Annotated in this window: 16 protein-coding genes; 15 read left to right on the top strand and 1 reads right to left on the bottom strand. The window is 37.0% G+C overall.

Annotation, left to right across the window (positions count from 1 at the left end; translation table 11 throughout):
• The first annotated feature begins 51 nt into the window (after positions 1-51).
• Positions 52-792, top strand: coding sequence for an SDR family NAD(P)-dependent oxidoreductase (locus tag MKY93_RS10300; protein WP_340759001.1), 741 nt, complete (start codon positions 52-54; stop codon positions 790-792).
• Between the two features lie 261 nt (positions 793-1,053).
• Complete coding sequence (locus MKY93_RS10295) at positions 1,054-2,058, top strand: MBL fold metallo-hydrolase (protein ID WP_340759000.1); 1,005 nt, start codon at positions 1,054-1,056, stop codon at positions 2,056-2,058.
• A 209-nt stretch (positions 2,059-2,267) separates the two neighbouring features.
• Here MKY93_RS10295 and MKY93_RS10290 read toward each other — a convergent pair whose 3' ends face one another.
• Positions 2,268-2,912 (bottom strand): Crp/Fnr family transcriptional regulator, encoded by a 645-nt coding sequence (locus MKY93_RS10290; protein WP_340758999.1) that lies wholly within the window; start codon positions 2,910-2,912, stop codon positions 2,268-2,270.
• A 252-nt stretch (positions 2,913-3,164) separates the two neighbouring features.
• Between MKY93_RS10290 and MKY93_RS10285 the strand changes: the two genes are divergently transcribed.
• From MKY93_RS10285 to MKY93_RS10225, 13 genes are all read left to right on the top strand, one after another.
• The gene (locus tag MKY93_RS10285; RefSeq protein WP_340758998.1) at positions 3,165-3,767 is read left to right on the top strand and encodes a Crp/Fnr family transcriptional regulator; all 603 of its coding nucleotides are present in this window, start codon (positions 3,165-3,167) and stop codon (positions 3,765-3,767) included.
• 153 nt (positions 3,768-3,920) lie between these two features.
• On the top strand, positions 3,921-5,693 hold the full coding sequence (locus MKY93_RS10280; RefSeq protein WP_340758997.1) for a thiamine pyrophosphate-requiring protein: 1,773 nt from the start codon (positions 3,921-3,923) through the stop codon (positions 5,691-5,693).
• Between the two features lie 299 nt (positions 5,694-5,992).
• Entirely contained in the window at positions 5,993-7,237 is a 1,245-nt protein-coding gene (locus MKY93_RS10275) for an acyl-CoA dehydrogenase family protein (RefSeq protein WP_340758996.1), read from the top strand.
• Between the two features lie 220 nt (positions 7,238-7,457).
• Positions 7,458-7,748: a hypothetical protein gene (locus MKY93_RS10270; protein ID WP_340758995.1), complete on the top strand. Its 291-nt coding sequence runs from the start codon at positions 7,458-7,460 to the stop codon at positions 7,746-7,748.
• A gap of 90 nt (positions 7,749-7,838) precedes the next feature.
• Positions 7,839-8,630 carry an SDR family NAD(P)-dependent oxidoreductase gene (locus MKY93_RS10265; RefSeq protein ID WP_340758994.1) on the top strand — a complete coding sequence of 264 codons (792 nt, stop codon included), beginning with the start codon at positions 7,839-7,841 and terminating at the stop codon, positions 8,628-8,630.
• Positions 8,631-8,714: 84 nt separating this feature from the next.
• Positions 8,715-9,017, top strand: coding sequence for a hypothetical protein (locus MKY93_RS10260; protein ID WP_340758993.1), 303 nt, complete (start codon positions 8,715-8,717; stop codon positions 9,015-9,017).
• 72 nt (positions 9,018-9,089) lie between these two features.
• Positions 9,090-10,142, top strand: coding sequence for a TRAP transporter substrate-binding protein (locus tag MKY93_RS10255; protein ID WP_340758992.1), 1,053 nt, complete (start codon positions 9,090-9,092; stop codon positions 10,140-10,142).
• 89 nt (positions 10,143-10,231) lie between these two features.
• Positions 10,232-10,759 (top strand): TRAP transporter small permease, encoded by a 528-nt coding sequence (locus MKY93_RS10250; protein WP_340758991.1) that lies wholly within the window; start codon positions 10,232-10,234, stop codon positions 10,757-10,759.
• On the top strand, positions 10,756-12,045 hold the full coding sequence (locus tag MKY93_RS10245) for a TRAP transporter large permease (RefSeq protein WP_340758990.1): 1,290 nt from the start codon (positions 10,756-10,758) through the stop codon (positions 12,043-12,045). The genes MKY93_RS10250 and MKY93_RS10245 overlap by 4 nt, the downstream gene beginning before the upstream one ends.
• Before the next feature lie 89 nt (positions 12,046-12,134).
• On the top strand, positions 12,135-13,571 hold the full coding sequence (locus MKY93_RS10240; protein ID WP_340758989.1) for a UbiD family decarboxylase: 1,437 nt from the start codon (positions 12,135-12,137) through the stop codon (positions 13,569-13,571).
• A 42-nt stretch (positions 13,572-13,613) separates the two neighbouring features.
• Positions 13,614-14,198 (top strand): UbiX family flavin prenyltransferase, encoded by a 585-nt coding sequence (locus MKY93_RS10235; protein ID WP_340758988.1) that lies wholly within the window; start codon positions 13,614-13,616, stop codon positions 14,196-14,198.
• Between the two features lie 50 nt (positions 14,199-14,248).
• On the top strand, positions 14,249-15,814 hold the full coding sequence (locus MKY93_RS10230; protein ID WP_340758987.1) for a phytoene desaturase family protein: 1,566 nt from the start codon (positions 14,249-14,251) through the stop codon (positions 15,812-15,814).
• A 114-nt stretch (positions 15,815-15,928) separates the two neighbouring features.
• Complete coding sequence (locus MKY93_RS10225) at positions 15,929-16,444, top strand: flavin reductase family protein (protein ID WP_340758986.1); 516 nt, start codon at positions 15,929-15,931, stop codon at positions 16,442-16,444.
• Positions 16,445-16,468: the final 24 nt, after the last annotated feature.

The following is a 16,468-nucleotide window of genomic DNA, read 5'->3' as shown; positions in this document are numbered from 1 at the left end:
TATAAGTTTTTGATAAATTAAAATGTATTTTACTGTAAAGGGGAAATAGTTATGCCTAATTTAACAGGAAAAGTTGTGTTAGTAACTGGAGCAAATAGGGGGCAGGGAAGGGACATAGCGAAACATTTAGCATCACTTGGAGCAAAAGTTGCCTTAGGCGCAAGGGATATAGAAAAAGTGAAGGCTCTCTCAATAGAAATTGGAGAGGATAAATGCCTTCCGCTACAATTAGATGTAACGAAGGAAGAAGATTGGATATCTGCTGTGAACTCTATTATTTCTACTTATAAAAAGGTGGATGTACTTGTTAATAATGCTGGAGTTTTTATGAAAAAACCAATATTAGATACTACCGTTGAAGACTTTCAAGAATTAATCAATGTGAATCAGTTGGGGGTTTTTAGAGGAATAAAGGCAGTTGCTCCATTTATGCAAAAACAACAAAATGGGTCAATTATCAATAATGTTTCCATATCTTCTTTTGCACCAATTAATCAATCCGCAGCTTATGCCGCTACAAAGGCAGCAGTTTCCAACCTTTCGAAATCAGCTGCAATAGAATTAGGCAGAAAGGGAATTAGAGTAAATGTAGTCCATCCAGGTGTTATTGAGACAGATATGGTCAGTAACAATACATTAAATTTAGATCGTGATGCCATCCCTTTAGGGAGAATGGGAAAGGCGAATGATATTGCCAATGTAATTGCTTTTCTTGCTTCCGATCAGAGCGCTTATTGTAATGGAACTGAAATTGTTGTTGATGGAGGTTTGACGCTAGGAACAGATATTTAATATTATGCTTGTTAATTAACCATAAAGATCCATTTGAAACATGTATAGAGCAGCTGGGAAGACACGGACTTAGATTATTTTTTTAAAGATTTTTATTTAGGTATACAAACAATACTGTATATATTGACACATAAGGTTTCGCGTAGGTCCACCGGAGATGTAATACGAACGATGAAAGAACGTTAAGAAATCGACGTTCTTTTTTATATATAGTTTAAACACTTGTCCTACAAAATTAAGGATAAGAAGGAGTGATTATTAGTGGCTCGAAAAAAATATCAAAATTCAGATCCAACAGCAACAATCAGTTCGCTGAAAGATGTTATACGTTGGCAAAAAGAGCGAATGGGAAAGAAAAAAGATCAAAGCTATCGGATCGGCCAGGCAGAATGTAAACAACAGGAATTTTTGAGAAGTAATAAAAACGAAACAACGCTTACGTGGATTGGTCATTCGACATTCCTGCTGCAAATCGCTGGGCTGACGATTGTAACAGATCCTGTATGGGCAAAAAAAATGGGATTCAGTCCAAGACTTGAAGAACCGGGCATTGCTTTGGAAGAATTGCCGTCCATAAATGTTATTTTACTTTCACATGCGCATTATGATCATCTGCATGTTCCCTCGTTGAAAAAACTTAAAGGCTCGCCAACCGTTCTCGTACCAGAAGGTTTCGGTCGTAAAATGCAAAAGATAATGCCTGGAAAAATTGTACATGAGCTGCCGTGGTGGGGATATGTCAAGATTGATTCCGTTGAATTCCACTTTGTGCCTGCTCAGCACTGGACTCGTCGCACGCTGTCTGACACGAATTCGTCCCATTGGGGAGGGTGGGTAATCAAACGTTCTGAAACGGCTTTAGCCGAAGGTATGCAAAAGAACGATGCGATCTACTTTGCAGGAGACAGTGGATATTTTCAAGGCTTCCGTGAAGTTGGAGAGAGATTCCCGGATATCACCTATGCCCTTATGCCGATTGGAGCGTACGAACCAGTATGGTTTATGGGTACACAGCACGTAACGCCTGAAGAAGCAGTGCAGGCTTTTCTTGATGTAGACGCAAAGATATTTATACCGATGCATTATGGGGCTTTTCGTTTAGCGGACGATACGACAGAAGAAGCACTGAATCGCCTGCTGGCAGAGTGGGATCAAAAAAAACTGCCTAGTGATCGATTGCAATTGCTACAGCACGGAGAGACATTAGTCCATGCGAGAACTAAAACTACTTCGGATCGTAATCTTTCCCAGCATGTTTACCTATAAATAGACACGAAATTATCTTCCAATTCAGCTGAATGGAAGATTCTTTTGTAGAGGAAAGCAAGTAATTAGCGATTTGGATGGAAGGTAGAATGCTTTTTGGAGACCTTATGAAAACTATTCATCCACGAAATTGCAAAACTATAAAGACAGTAACGCGGTGAACCTATCAATTATACTGACACAAAGTCTAAAAGCTATATTGATTATTTTTATTTCGACGCACTATAAAGAGCGTTATCTAAAAAATACTTAAGCTTAGTAATATCTAGAAAATGAATGTAGCCCTGGTCATAATCAATCATTTCTTCTGCTTTCCATTGATTGATTATCTTATAGACGGTAACCCGGGATGTACCGATATAGCGAGCTAATGAGACTTGACTCAATTTTATTCTCAATTCATAATCCCGTAAATGGAGTTTGTATAAAAAATGAGCAAGTCTATAATCAGCGGGTGCATTTAGAATAGCTGTGGTTTCGGCCAATAATCGAACCTTTAGAATTAATGACTGCATAAACAAATTTGAGGCTTCTGGAATATCTAAACAAAGTTGATCAAAGTCTTTTTTTGAAAAAAAGTATAGTGTTGAAGGAGCAGAAATTGATGCGGTTGTAAAGTAAGGATGGTGATTAAACCCGTGTTCGCCTAGTAAGTTTCCAGGCATCACATAATCGATATCTCTTTCAATTCCTTGATTCGATAATAGGCTAATTTTAACTTCACCCTTTTTAAGAAAATAAAAACCTTGTCCTATTTCCCCTTGTCGAAATAAGATGGTGTTTTTTTTAGCATTAATCTTCTGACCATATTCACATGAAATAATATTATCCCAAGTATATTGTTGATTATCCATAAATTATCACCTCTTTTAAATATTAAGGAATACCTACTCAAACTTGTTCTAAATTGATTTAGTTAACAAATTAACATAAAAAAGCTGATCTGCTTCTTTAAATTTATCAAATAATACTGACTATGACAATTATAAAATGTATAAAATAATTTGAATAATTGTAGTATTCAAAAATAAGTATTGAGATTTTTATTTTCTTATGTATAGTAAATAATAAACAATTTTGATGCTATTTCTTCTAGGAGGGATTGTATGTTTGATTCATATCTTAAAGAGGGTCAAAGAATGTTTGTGAAAAAAAATACAGTGATTTATGAACAAGGAACAATTGGTGATGGATTTTACTATGTAGCTGATGGTTTGGTTAAAATGAGCATGAGAGTATTTGAGGGAAAAGAAAGGATACTTGAAATTATTGAGAAAGGAAAAACATTTGGTGAACTATCAATGGATCATAAATGCTACTTTTCATCTGCCATTGCTATGGAAAACTCAGTTATTTACTACTTGGAATATAAAAAAAATCAGGAGTTGATTATGAAGAATAAAAATGTTCGGGATATGATTTGCAATACTGTAATCAATAAATTAAAAAGACTTGGTGATATTATTCAATATAAATCACTTCCTGTAGAAGAGCAATTAGCATATTTATTAATTGGAATTTGTCATGAAAATAATAGTTATGAAATTCCTCTTAATCAACAACAACTTTCCCAATTTACGGGTTTAACACGTATAACTATTTACAAAGTTACAAAGGAATGGAATGAAAAAAATCTGATTTTGAAAAAAGAAGGAAAACTATTCATCAGATGCCCAGAAAGTTTACAAGAATATGTAAGCGCTCTCTAAGTAATAGAGAGCGTTTTTATTTTTTGCAGAATAATAACAATTAGCATCAGTTGAAAAGTTAAAAGGTGTTAATAGGTTAACGGAAATTAAGAGCATGTGACGTTACAATTAACGCATAAGGGACAAAATCATAAAAAGAGAGGGGTTTATTTGATGACTACAAAGAGCACAACAACCTTAAAGAGTCAGGACAACCAAAAGGATGGGCAACGAAGCAAATATACAACAAGTACCGCATTTTTAGAATCATTGCAAGAGGCCGGGGTATCATACATTTTTGCCAACTTGGGAAGTGATCACCCAGCATTGATTGAAGGTTTAGCACAAGCACAAAAAGAAAATAGAGAACTGCCTAAATTGATAACTTGCCCTCACGAAATGGTGGCAATGAGTGCAGCACATGGCTATGCACAGTTAACGGGAGAGCCACAAGCCGTGATAGTTCATGTGGAATGTGGAACGCAAAACATTGGAGGTGCAATTCATAACGCATTCAAAGGAAGAATACCTGTTCTCGTCTTTGCAGGTGCATCTCCATATACACAAGAAAACGAATTACTAGGAAGTAGAAATGAGTTTATTCATTGGATTCAAGACGTCTTCGATCAACGTGGAATTATGCGTGGTTATTCGAAGTATGACAACGAAATTCGCACGGGTAAAAATGTTAAACAACTCGTTCATCGTGCTTTGCAATTCGCAAAAAGTGAGCCTAGGGGTCCAGTTTATTTGATGGGTCCGCGTGAAGCGATGGAAGAGGAAACTGAACCTGTAACGATTAATAAAGATCTTTGGGAACCAATATCTCCAAGTGCAATTCCACCGAAAGGTATAGCGGAAATAGCAGAGGATTTAACGAAGGCCAAAAGGCCACTTATTATCACATCCTATTTAGGAAGAAATCCAGAAGCAGTAGAAGGTCTTGTGCTATTGAGCGACCGTTTAGCGATACCTGTAATTGAATCCGTATCCAATGCAATGAATTTCCCGGCAGATCATCCGATGCATTGCGGTCATCAATGGAATACTGCAGAGCAGAATGAAATGCTTGCAGAAGCTGATCTGGTTCTTGTATTAGATAGCGATGTGCCGTGGATTCCTCTGAAAAATAAACCTTCAGAAGAAGCGATAATTTATTATATTGATATGGATCCGTTAAAGGAAGAAATGCCTTTATGGTATATCCCTTCCAAACGTTTCTTTAAAGCTGACACACAAGTAGCGCTTCAACAACTAAATGAACATTTAATTAGTGTGCAGATATGTGAAGAAACGATTCAAGAGCGCAAGAGAAAAATCACCCATATTCATGAGGAGAAAAAAGCGGAGAATCTTCGTTTGGAAGAAGCGATGGAAGATGTAATTACGCCGGAATATCTTACTGCATGTGTCCGAGAAATTATCGATGAAGACACAATAGTATTAAATGAAGGTATTTCAAATTATAAAACGATTTGTACACATATTGGACCTAGACAACCTGGTACCATCCATGGAAGTGGGGCGGGATCATTAGGTTGGAACGGGGGAGCGGCTATTGGGATGAAATTGGCTAACCCAGATAAAACAGTCGTAAGCCTAACGGGCGATGGGTCTTACCTGTTTAGTATTCCATCTGTCGTTCATTGGATGGCCAGAAAGTACGACACTCCTTTCCTAACCGTAATTTATAACAACACTGGATGGAAATCTCCAAAACTATCGACACTAGGCGTACATCCTGACGGAATTGCAAATGCAATGGATCAGTTTGGGGTGAATTTTGATCCACCTGCTGATTTAGCAAAAATAGCGGAAGCTGCGGGTAACGCGTTTGCTTTAACTGTGACGAAACCTTCTGGGCTAAAAGCTGCATTAAAAGAAGCTTTTAAAATAGTGAAGGAAGGTCGTACTGCTGTTGTCGACGTGAGGATTCCCACAGTTTAAATGACAATGAGAACTAAATAACGATAAATTTAGCCAAATATGTTAATGAGTTAATAGTCTGTAAAAACAAATCAGGTTAATATTAACTCACAAGGGAATTAAAGGAGGTGCTATCTTTCTAATATTTATAAACTTGAAATTAGCAAGTGCGTTTGCAAAGAAATTAATTAATAAAAGAATAAATGATAGCGCTTTCAATGATCTTCTTTAATTATTAGAAATGGATCAATAATGCCCCATACCTCAAATAATAAATTTAATGACTGATTTACTCAGTCGAAATCTAAGGAGGAAAAATTATGAGTATACAACTTAATGAAGAACAGAAAAGAGTAGCAAATCTAGGTAAGGAGTTGGCTAAGGATTTCGCAACAAGAGCTGCTGAACATGACAGAGATAGATCTGCTCCAGAAGAAAACTATAAAAAATTGCAGGAAGCGGGACTGTTTGGTGTTGCTATTCCAAAAGAGTACGGTGGATTAGGAGTTGGGTTCTTAGGATATACAGCCTTCGTTATCGAACTGGCGCAAGGATGTGCTTCAACAGCAAACTCGTTTAATATGCATGCAAATGCAACTGGATCTATTTTGCAACATCCTGATATTCCTGAAAATGTTAAAAGAAAGGTGGCTAAATTAGCGATAGAAAAAGGAAAGCTTATGTGTACATCAGTGTCAGAGCCAGATTCCTCAAGTCTATTAGCAAGTGCCTATACACCTTCACTAGAAGCTAGAAAGGTAGAAGGAGGGTATACACTTCACGGAAAAAAAGCATTTTGTTCAATGGTCGAATCTAGTGATTATGTTTACTTATATGCTCATCCTGAAGGAGATGAAAATCTCCAGGCAAGTATTGGTTTTTTAGTACCTATTGATAAAGGAAACGCGCAAGGCGTAACCATCCACGACGTATGGGATATGCATGGGATGAGAGCTACAAGAAGTAACACTGTTGAATATGATGGAACATTTGTCCCTGATGAGCTGCTATTGCATAAAACAGATGAATTTTTAAACGACTTTATTATTCGGGGTGCAAATTGGTCATTCGGTGGTTTTGCTGCCGTTTACCTAGGTATTGGCGTTGGTATATTAAACTTTGCCTCAGGTTTTTTGAAGAATCGAGTGGCGAAAGGGTATGCACAGTCACAAGCTTATCATCCTGATATTAGGAGACGAATTGGGAATATTGCATCTGAATTACATGCATCAGAATTGGCTATAAAATATGCGGCCTGGCATAGCGATACTTACGGAGCGGGAATTGAAACATTTTATGAGTTTATTAAAGCAAAAAATAGTATTGGACAAGCTGTATCTAATACTGCAAAGTCAGCGACCATAGCCTGCGGAGCATCCAGTTTAATGAAGAAAGTACCTTTAGAAAGAATGATTCGGGATGCCGCTACAGCACCAATAATGCCTCCGAACATCGATGCTGCAGCTGATCAAGTGGGACTATTAACTATGGGACTCAATCCTGCAGATGCGCTACCACCTCTGCAGGCAAAACAAAAGTTAATTGCCCCTGTGACGACTAGCTAATTTTCATTTAGGACAAGTAATGAAATCTAAACCGCTATGGTTAAAAATTCACGTTATTAATCTTGAACACAGGTCTCGGTTTTGAGACCTGGCTTTTTTAAAACATTTACGATGAAATTTCTTAACGATACTTTCTGAAATTTAAGTCGTGTTTTTAGATTCCTATCTAATAATGTACATTCTAAGATGATAAATACTTTGCTTTAAAGAGGTGAGATTTATGACTGTTCGTAAACAACAATCTGTTGTGAACCTTCCCGACTTGTTATTTGCTAAGTATTGTAAAGAAACTTATGGATTGAACAGAGGTGTCTATAATATCATCGATGAATGGTTTTATAGACAAAGTCTAGAAAGTGTCGAAATGCGTCGTCAACAAGTACTAGAATTCCTCATGTTTCTTATGAGTTCAATTAACAAAGAAAGAAATGGAAGTAGTTTAAAATTTGGAAAAGGTGAACTTACAAATTTCTTAGTACAGTTTTGGAAACAGCAAAAAGTTTTAATGTAAATTAAACTAGAATTTTTTATTAATATTAAGTGGGCTTTATAGTATCAGAAGTATGTAGAAGTGGTAAATATCCCAAATGGAGTGATAATAATGGCAAACGATTTAAATACACGTTTACAAGAAAAGGTAGCAATTATTACCGGAGCTGGAAGTGGGATTGGTAAAGCAACCGCTATAAATTTTGCCAATCATGGTGCAAAGCTAATATTGAATGATATTAATAAAAAACGCTTAAATGAATTATTAAAAGAGATTCATAATAGTGAGGACCATATTATTGTCGAAGGAGATATATCAAAAGAAGAAACCGCGAATCAATTAAGTGAAATGGCGATAGAAAAGCACGGCAAAATTGATATTCTCATCAATAATGCCGGTATCCATTATATTGAAGACATAACAGATGTGACACCAGATGACTTTGATCGTTGTGTTTCTATTAATTTAAAGAGTATGTACTTATGTGCTAGAGCAGTGATCCCGCATATGGTTAAACAAGAAAAAGGGTCAATTGTAAACCTTGGTTCTATTTCCTCTTTCGTTGGTCAAGAAATGATGGGGAAGAGCACGTTTTTATATAATATTACTAAAGCCGGTGCAGTCCAAATGGCAAAATCACTAGCCACACGCTATGCAGCAGAAGGTATACGTGTAAACGCTGTATGTCCGGGTGCGACAAAAACAGACCAAATTACAGAAGAGCATACCCAAGGTATAGTGAGTCTTGAAGACTTTTGGGATGGAGCAGGAGAAGCACAACCGATGTTAAGGGCTGCAGATCCTTCAGAAATTGCAAATGCCATCTTGTTTTTGGCATCAGATGAATCCTCATTTGTTACAGGAACCTCATTAGCGGTTGATGGAGGATATTTAGCACGTTAAGAAAAAATGGAATTCTAGGAAGGGTGAAAATTTTCTTAGCTGAAGATGATCAATTTCCTTCCTTTTTGATTTAGGAGGATTTAATTGAATAAGATTAAGGTTTTCATAGAATACAAAGTTATTCCTGAAAAAAGAAATCAATATATTGAACTAACCGAAAAGATTATAGCTCGTTATCAAAGTCTTCAAGTGAATGGTTTTTCAATATACGAAGGAATTGAACAACCTAATTTATTTGTTGAAGATTTTACTGTGTTGAATTACGAGCAATTCAAACTACTTAAAACGGAACGCTTTGAAGAGCGAATTCCAATTTGGAAAGAAGTGCACTCATGTATTCATACTGGAGTAAAAAAAGTGAATGCTTATGCTTTCGAGATGTTATAGCAATAGGAAACTAGATAAATAGAACAAATGAAGAGAAATTTGATTAAATCTAAAACATGAGGTGGCTAACTATTGAAAAGAATTATTAGTTTAATATTTATTGTTTCTATTGTAGGTTTAATTATTTCAGGATGCGTAAATGAAACAGATGCTTCGGGAAGTAATGGGAAAACTAAAGGCCCATCGGATGCGATCACGTTAAGTTATTCTTTTTTTGCTTCAGAAAACTCGTTTCCAGCAAAACAAATGGAAAAATGGGCACAAGAATTGTCTGAACGTACTGACGGAAAGGTGAAAGTAGACCTTTTTCCAGGAGGCACTTTATTAGAGGCATCCAATACGTATGATGGAGTAAGAAAAGGGATAGCTGATATAGGCTTGTCGGCAACATCTTATGAACCAAACCAATTTCCGTTGCTAACAATCTCTGATTTACCTTCTAATTATCCGAATGCCTATGTCGCAAGTCGAACTGTTTATGATCTAATTCAAGAGTTTCCACCAGAAGCGTTCAATGATTTTAAAATTATTGCAGCATTCACTACTGAACCAGCCTATATTCAAACGGCAAAAAAAATTGAAACGACTGATGATCTGCGTGGTCAAAAGTTACGAATTGCCGGATCGATAAGTGAAATAGCTTCAAAATTGGGTGCAGCGCCTGTTGGGCTGTCTCAAGCCGAGGTACCAGAAGCATTGCAAACAGGAAATATCGATGGTTTTGTTACATCACGCGAGACCTTAAAAGATTTTCATTTGGCGGAAAATATAAAGTATATTACTGATTACCCTTTGCATATTACTACATTTGTCGCTGTAATGAATAAAGATAAATGGAGTTCACTTCCTGAAGATGTAAAATCAGTCATTGATGAATTAGGAGAAGAGATGGCGATCTTCACTGGTGAGTACCATGATAAGAATATTCAAGAATCGATTGAATGGAGTAATAAAGAACACGGAACAGAAACCAGCACTTTGTCAGAAGAAGAAAGAAAAAAATGGGATAAAATTATTGAACCAATCCAGGATGAATATGTTGAAAAAATAGAAAAGGAAGGATTACCTGCCAAGGAGTACAAAGAGAGACTGTATGAGTTGATAGAAAAATACAGTAATGAATAATTATTTACCAGGTTAAACACAGACCAAAAACGCGCTAAAAGAACCAAAAAAATACAGTAATCAGTACTTTAACAAAGGAGTGTTTATAAGTGGAGGTAATTGCTAAAACACCATCAAAAGGACTGGAGTTAACAGAAAAGTTAGATAAGTCAAATGTGTATTTAAATAATTTTTTAGCTGTAATGGCGGGTATTTCATTATTTTCCATGATGTTTCTGATTGTAGGAAATTCAATTATAAGAAACTTTTCTGTTCCATTTATGGGAACTACAGAAGTTGTAGGGTGGCTCGCCGCCCTTACAACAGCCTTTGCTTTAGGGCATACCCAGCGATACAAAGGTCACGTTGTTTTAGACCTAGTAATGGATAGATTACCAAGCGTTATACAAAAACTAGTAAATATTATAATTAGTATAGTCAATATTGTATTTTTCGCAGTCGTATTTTATCAATTATTCTTATACTCGTTGGATTTAAAAAGAAATGGTAATGTCTCTGAAACATTAGTATTAGCTTATTATCCACTAGTTACCTTGTTAGCGATAGGTTTTTTCGGATTATTATTCGCCTTAGTTACTGATTTAATACGTGATTTGAAAAGGGGGTCTCATCAATGAGTCCCACATTAATTGCAGTTTTAGGGATCATAGTTCTCTTTTTACTTATGCTTTTAAAAATGCCAATTAGTTTTTCAATGTTTATTGTTGGGTTTTTGGGTCTGCTTGTTATGTCAACACCGACCGCAGCGTTTGGAATATTGACGGCAGACTTATGGAATCAACTTTCTAGTTATAGCCTAAGTGTTATTCCGTTATTTATCTTAATGGGAGAACTCGTCTTCCGAACGGGCATAACCGAAAAGTTATTTCAATCAGCCTACAAATGGGTTGGACATTATAAAGGTGGAATGGCTTCTACAACAATACTTGCAAGTGCTGGATTTGCTGCGATCTCGGGTTCTAATTCAGCGACGGCAGCCACGATGGGTACAATGGCATTCCCAGAATTGAAAAAATATAATTACGATGACAAGTTGAGTACAGGAAGTGTTGCTGGTGGCGGTACGTTAGGGATCATAATCCCTCCTAGTACCGTTTTAATTATCATCGCCCTCCAGACAGAGCAATCAATTAAGGACCTATTTTTTGCAAGCCTCATACCTGGAATTACGCTAACGGTTTTATTTCTATTAATGATTATTTATATTTGTCAGCGAAATCCAGATCTTGGACCAGCAGGACCCAAAGCTGCAATGGGTGAAAGATTTCATTCCTTGATAGGTGTTATTCCAATATTCTTATTGTTTGTCTTTGTTATAGGTGGTTTGTTTTTTGGTTGGTTTACACCAACTGAATCGGGTGCAATTGGAGCGTTTGGAGCACTCATATTGTCTTTAGTCATGCGGAAACTAACTTGGGAGAAATTGGTCATCGCTACATCGAGCTCATTACGTTCCTCGGCAATGGTCCTGATGTTAGTTGTAGGTGCTATGGTTTTTGGACGCTTTCTTACTTTAACGCGTTTGCCTTATGATGTAGCTGCTTGGGTTGGATCATTGAATGTGGCACCAGTATTGATACTGATAGCTATCCTGCTAATCTATCTAATCGGTGGTGCCCTAATGGATGCAATGGGATTCTTGATCATCTCTATTCCGATCTTTTTTCCTGTAGCAATGAGTCTAGGATATGATCCGGTTTGGTTTGCTGTTGTTTTATGTATGGTGACAAGTATGGGGGCAATAACACCACCGGTTGGAGTAAACGTTTTTGTTGTTAAAGGATTGAGGGCAGACGTTCCGATAGAAAAGATATTTATTGGGATTGTTCCATTTGTAATTGCTTATGTACTTTGTATAGCCATATTAACAATGTTTCCTGAAATTGTATTATTCGTTTTGTAGCTAAATCGCTTACATGAACTTTCGTAAAAACATGAAAATATTTAACTAGATCACTACTGAATTGATAAAAAATATAAGAGGTGGAAGAAATGACGAAAACTGTAGAAGAGAATGTGGAATTAGCGGGTAAAATAACCACTCCTACCTACAATTCTAATCTTGCGAAAAGAAATGTTGCTGATTTACAAGGCGTTGTCCAGTTACTAAAGGAAAAGAAAATGCTTGTTCGTGTGAAATCTCCAGTAGATATTAAACATGAAATGGCAGGTATTGCGACAAGGTTTGATGGTGGAAAAGCTGTTTTATTTGAAAAACTTAAGAACACAGATGTTTCATTATTGACAGGTTTGTACTGGAATCGAGAGGTGCTAGCAGAAATTTTCAACGTTAAAGAAAAAGACTTACCTTTCTTGACTGCAGATTCAATAGAGAAGTGGAGTAAAAACCCGATTGAACCAATAGTCGTTGAGAACGGACCAGCAAATGAAGTAATCATTAAAAATAAAGAAAATTTATTAAAAGATATCCCAATCCCAACCCATGGCCTTCAGGATGGTGGTCCCTATTTAGATTCCTGTGTACTTATTGCAAAGGACCCGGAAACGGGAGTACGGAACGCATCCATACAACGTTTGATGGTCACAGGACCAAATAGGATGACGATGCTGATGGATATGGGAAGACATTTACGAGATTACTATGAGCGAGCTGAAAAAATGAATAAACCTTTGGAAATTACGATTAATAATGGAGTAGGTCTTCCTGTTCACTTTGCATCTACTACGCCAAGTAGTGCCGCACCTATTGATGCCGATGAACTAGGGGTTGCCTCACAATTATTGGGGGAGCCGTTAAGATTGCTTCGTTCCCAAACTGTTAATGTAGAAGGTGTAGCGGATGCGCAGTATGTAATTGAGGCAGAAATCCTGCCTCATATTCGAGAAAACGAAGGACCTGCTGCCGAAGTTACTGGATATTATGCTGCAGCGGACGATCGATGGGTTGTTAATGTCAAAGCTGTAACTCGCAGAAAACAACCAATTTTTCATACGATTATGCCTGGTAAGGAAGTTTATAATGCTGTCGGTTTAATGGCTGAAGCGAGCGTATATCAAAAAGTTTCTAGTATGGTCCCTGACGTTATAGACGTGTATTTATCATATGGCGGCTGCGGATTTTATCATGCAAATGTTCAAATTAAAAAAAGTAGTGAAGGGGTACAAAAAAATGCAATTATGGCCACGTTCGCTGCGTTTCCACCATTGCGTCGGGTGACCATAGTAGATGAGGATGTAAATATTTATGATCCCGAAGATATAGAGTGGGCTTTAGCTACACGTCATGATCCAGAAAGAGATATGATCCTTATACCTGATGCCCGCGGACATGAATTGAATCCAATAACAAATGACGGAATAGGCACGAAAATTGGCATTGATGCTACGGCCCCATACCCACGCCCTTGGGAATTTCAGCGCCTTGATATGAAAGAGGTTATGCTAGAAAATTACGATATCGAAGAATAAAGAAATATTATTGTGAAAAAATTGTGAAAAAGAGGAGATAAAATGGAAGAAAAGCGCATTGTTATTGGAATTACTGGGGGTTCTGGTGCAATATACGGCATACGTATGTTAGAAAAATTAAAAGAATTGGATGTAGAAACTCATTTAATTATTAGTAAATGGGGAGAAAAGACAATGCAAGTAGAGACTTCTTATCATTTGGATGACGTAAAAAAAATAGCGACGGTTCATTATGAAAATGATAATCTTGCTGCATCCATATCGTCCGGTTCATTTCGCGTTGATGGAATGATCATTGCCCCTTGTAGTATGAAGTCATTAGCAGAAATCGCAACAGGTATGACCTCTAATTTGATTACAAGATCAGCGGATGTGATTTTAAAAGAGAGAAAAAAATTGATTCTTTTGGCTAGAGAATCTCCATTAAATTTAATTCATATTCGAAATATGGAAACAGCAGCACTTGCGGGAGCAGTTATTTTTCCGCCTGTACCTGCATTTTATAATAAACCTCAAACAATAGATGACATTGTTGATCAAACGATTGGCCGTGTTTTAGACCAATTCGATCTCACACCAAATTGGATTAAGCGTTGGGGAGTAGCACCGAAAAAGAAGAAAGTATAAAATTGTTCCATTTGATAGAAAATATCGTGTGAATAGTAGGAGTGATTCAGGTGGAAAGTTTTGATTCAATAATTATAGGCAGTGGTATCAACTCATTGACTGCAGCAGCTATATTGTCCAAAAAGGGGCATAAAGTTGTTGTATTAGAAAGAAATGATTGGATTGGCGGTTGTATTAAGACCGAAGAACTGATAGCGCCTGGTTTTAAGACAGATGTATTTTCGGGATGGCATCCATTGTTTGTAACTGGTCCTGCTTATGCAGAGCTTAAGGAAGACTTGGAGAAATATGGGCTTGAATATGTCAATACAGATGTTCCAACTGGGGTAATTTTACCTAATAATCAAAGTGCTGTCTTATATACTGATCGAAAAAAGAATATACAGACCCTTAATCAATTGGCAGCTGGGGATGGCGATCGATACGCTGAATTGATGAGTAATTTTGAGGGTAATTCTGAATTTGTATTTCATATGTTGTCAAATGAGCCTTTATCTTGGTCTTCTATTCGGACTTTAGTAAAAACGGCAAGAAAAAAGGGGCTCAAGGAATTTAAAAGGGAAGTTGGTTCGATGATAAAGTCTGCTGATAAGTTACTTGATCAGTATTTTGAGAGTGATTTAATTAAAGCTCTTTTCGCTCCTTGGATTTTGCATACAGGCTTGGGTCCGAATGATGCAGCAGGAAATATTATGATGCAAGTACTCGTATTCTCTCTGGAGGCTGCAGGAATGCCAATCCCTAAAGGGGGAGGAGATCAGCTGGTCAAGGCACTAATGAAGATAGTAGAAAATAATAATGGGAAATTCATCACCAATGCCGATGTCAAAAATTTAATAGTCGAAAACGGCGTGATAAAAGGGGCTAAAACAGAGGAAAAGGAGTATAAATCCAAATATGTTCTAGCAAATGTCACGCCTCATCAATTGTATCAAGAACTGTTACAAGATACGCCATTACCTAAGTCTTTACAATCAGATGTGAGAAATTATGATTATGGCAATGCAGCAATGCAAATTCATTATGCTTTAGATACATCTTTAAATTGGGAAAATCCCGAGCTAAATAAGGTCGCAATGATCAATTTAACAAGCGGCGTTGAAGGGGTAAGTCAATCAGTAAATGAAGCTTACAATGGACTGCTGCCGAAAGAAGGAACGATAGCGGTCGGTCAGCATACTGCATTTGATCCGAGTCGTGCCCCAGATGGAAAACACACTTTGTGGATTCAGTTGCTAGAAATGCCACACGTCCTAAAAGGAGATGCATTAGGAGAGATCGTCACAACTAATGGATATACGAAAGAGGTTTTAGAAGCCTATGTGGATCGTATCGAGAAGCGTATTGTGCAACATGCTCCAAATTTCAAAGAAGCAATAATAAATAGGAAAATTATATCGCCAGTACAGTTAGAATCGGCTAATCGAAATTTAGTTGGGGGAGATCCCTATTCTGGCGTCGCTTCTATAGATCAATTACTGTTATGGAGACCTTCTTCAAAATACACAAAACATGATACACCTGTGAAGAATCTGTACCATATTGGCGCATCAACTCACCCGGGACCTGGTCTTGGAGGAACGTCTGGTTATTTGGCAGCTCATCATATAAAATGAATTAATTTTCTTGAATTAAAACCTAATGAATAACATATCATTAATAGTTTTAGACTATAAGCTTTATATTCGAAATGCTAATTATTCTATTGACAAAAAAAGGAGAGAAATGATATGGCGAAAGAGCGGAAACAAGATATATTCAAAAAAATCATGGGCAATTATCCAACAGGAGTAACAATTTTGACGACTGTGTCAGAGGATGGAACGCCAGTTGGACTGACGGTAAATTCATTTGCTTCCGTATCATTAGATCCCCTAATGCTTCTTTGGTCGATTGACCGTGGCGTTTCTTCGCTTAAAGAATTTACAGAAGGCGGGAAATTCGCAGTGCATGTATTAGCCGGAGAGCAACAAGAACTTTGTAAAGTATTCGCCAGCAAGCACGCAGATCGTTTCAGTACATGTAAGTGGAGTTTATCGGAAAATGGGTTACCTGTAATTGAAGATGTATTCGGCGTGTTTGAATGTAAGACATTTAAAGCAATTGAAGCGGGAGATCATATTGTATTAATTGGAGAAGTTCTCGATCTCAAAGTATCAAAAGAAAAAGATCCAATGCTTTATCATCGCAGAGTATTTGGTCCAATTCCTACAGACTTTTACAACTCAGAAATAACGGTGTCTTAATTCTAGACAGTTCAAAAGTTGACT

The organism is Sporosarcina sp. FSL W7-1283, assembly GCF_038003105.1.
GTDB classification, from domain to species: Bacteria; Bacillota; Bacilli; order Bacillales_A; family Planococcaceae; genus Sporosarcina; species Sporosarcina newyorkensis.
Note: the sequence above shows the minus strand (reverse complement) of the source record. Positions and strands in the feature narration are given on the sequence as shown.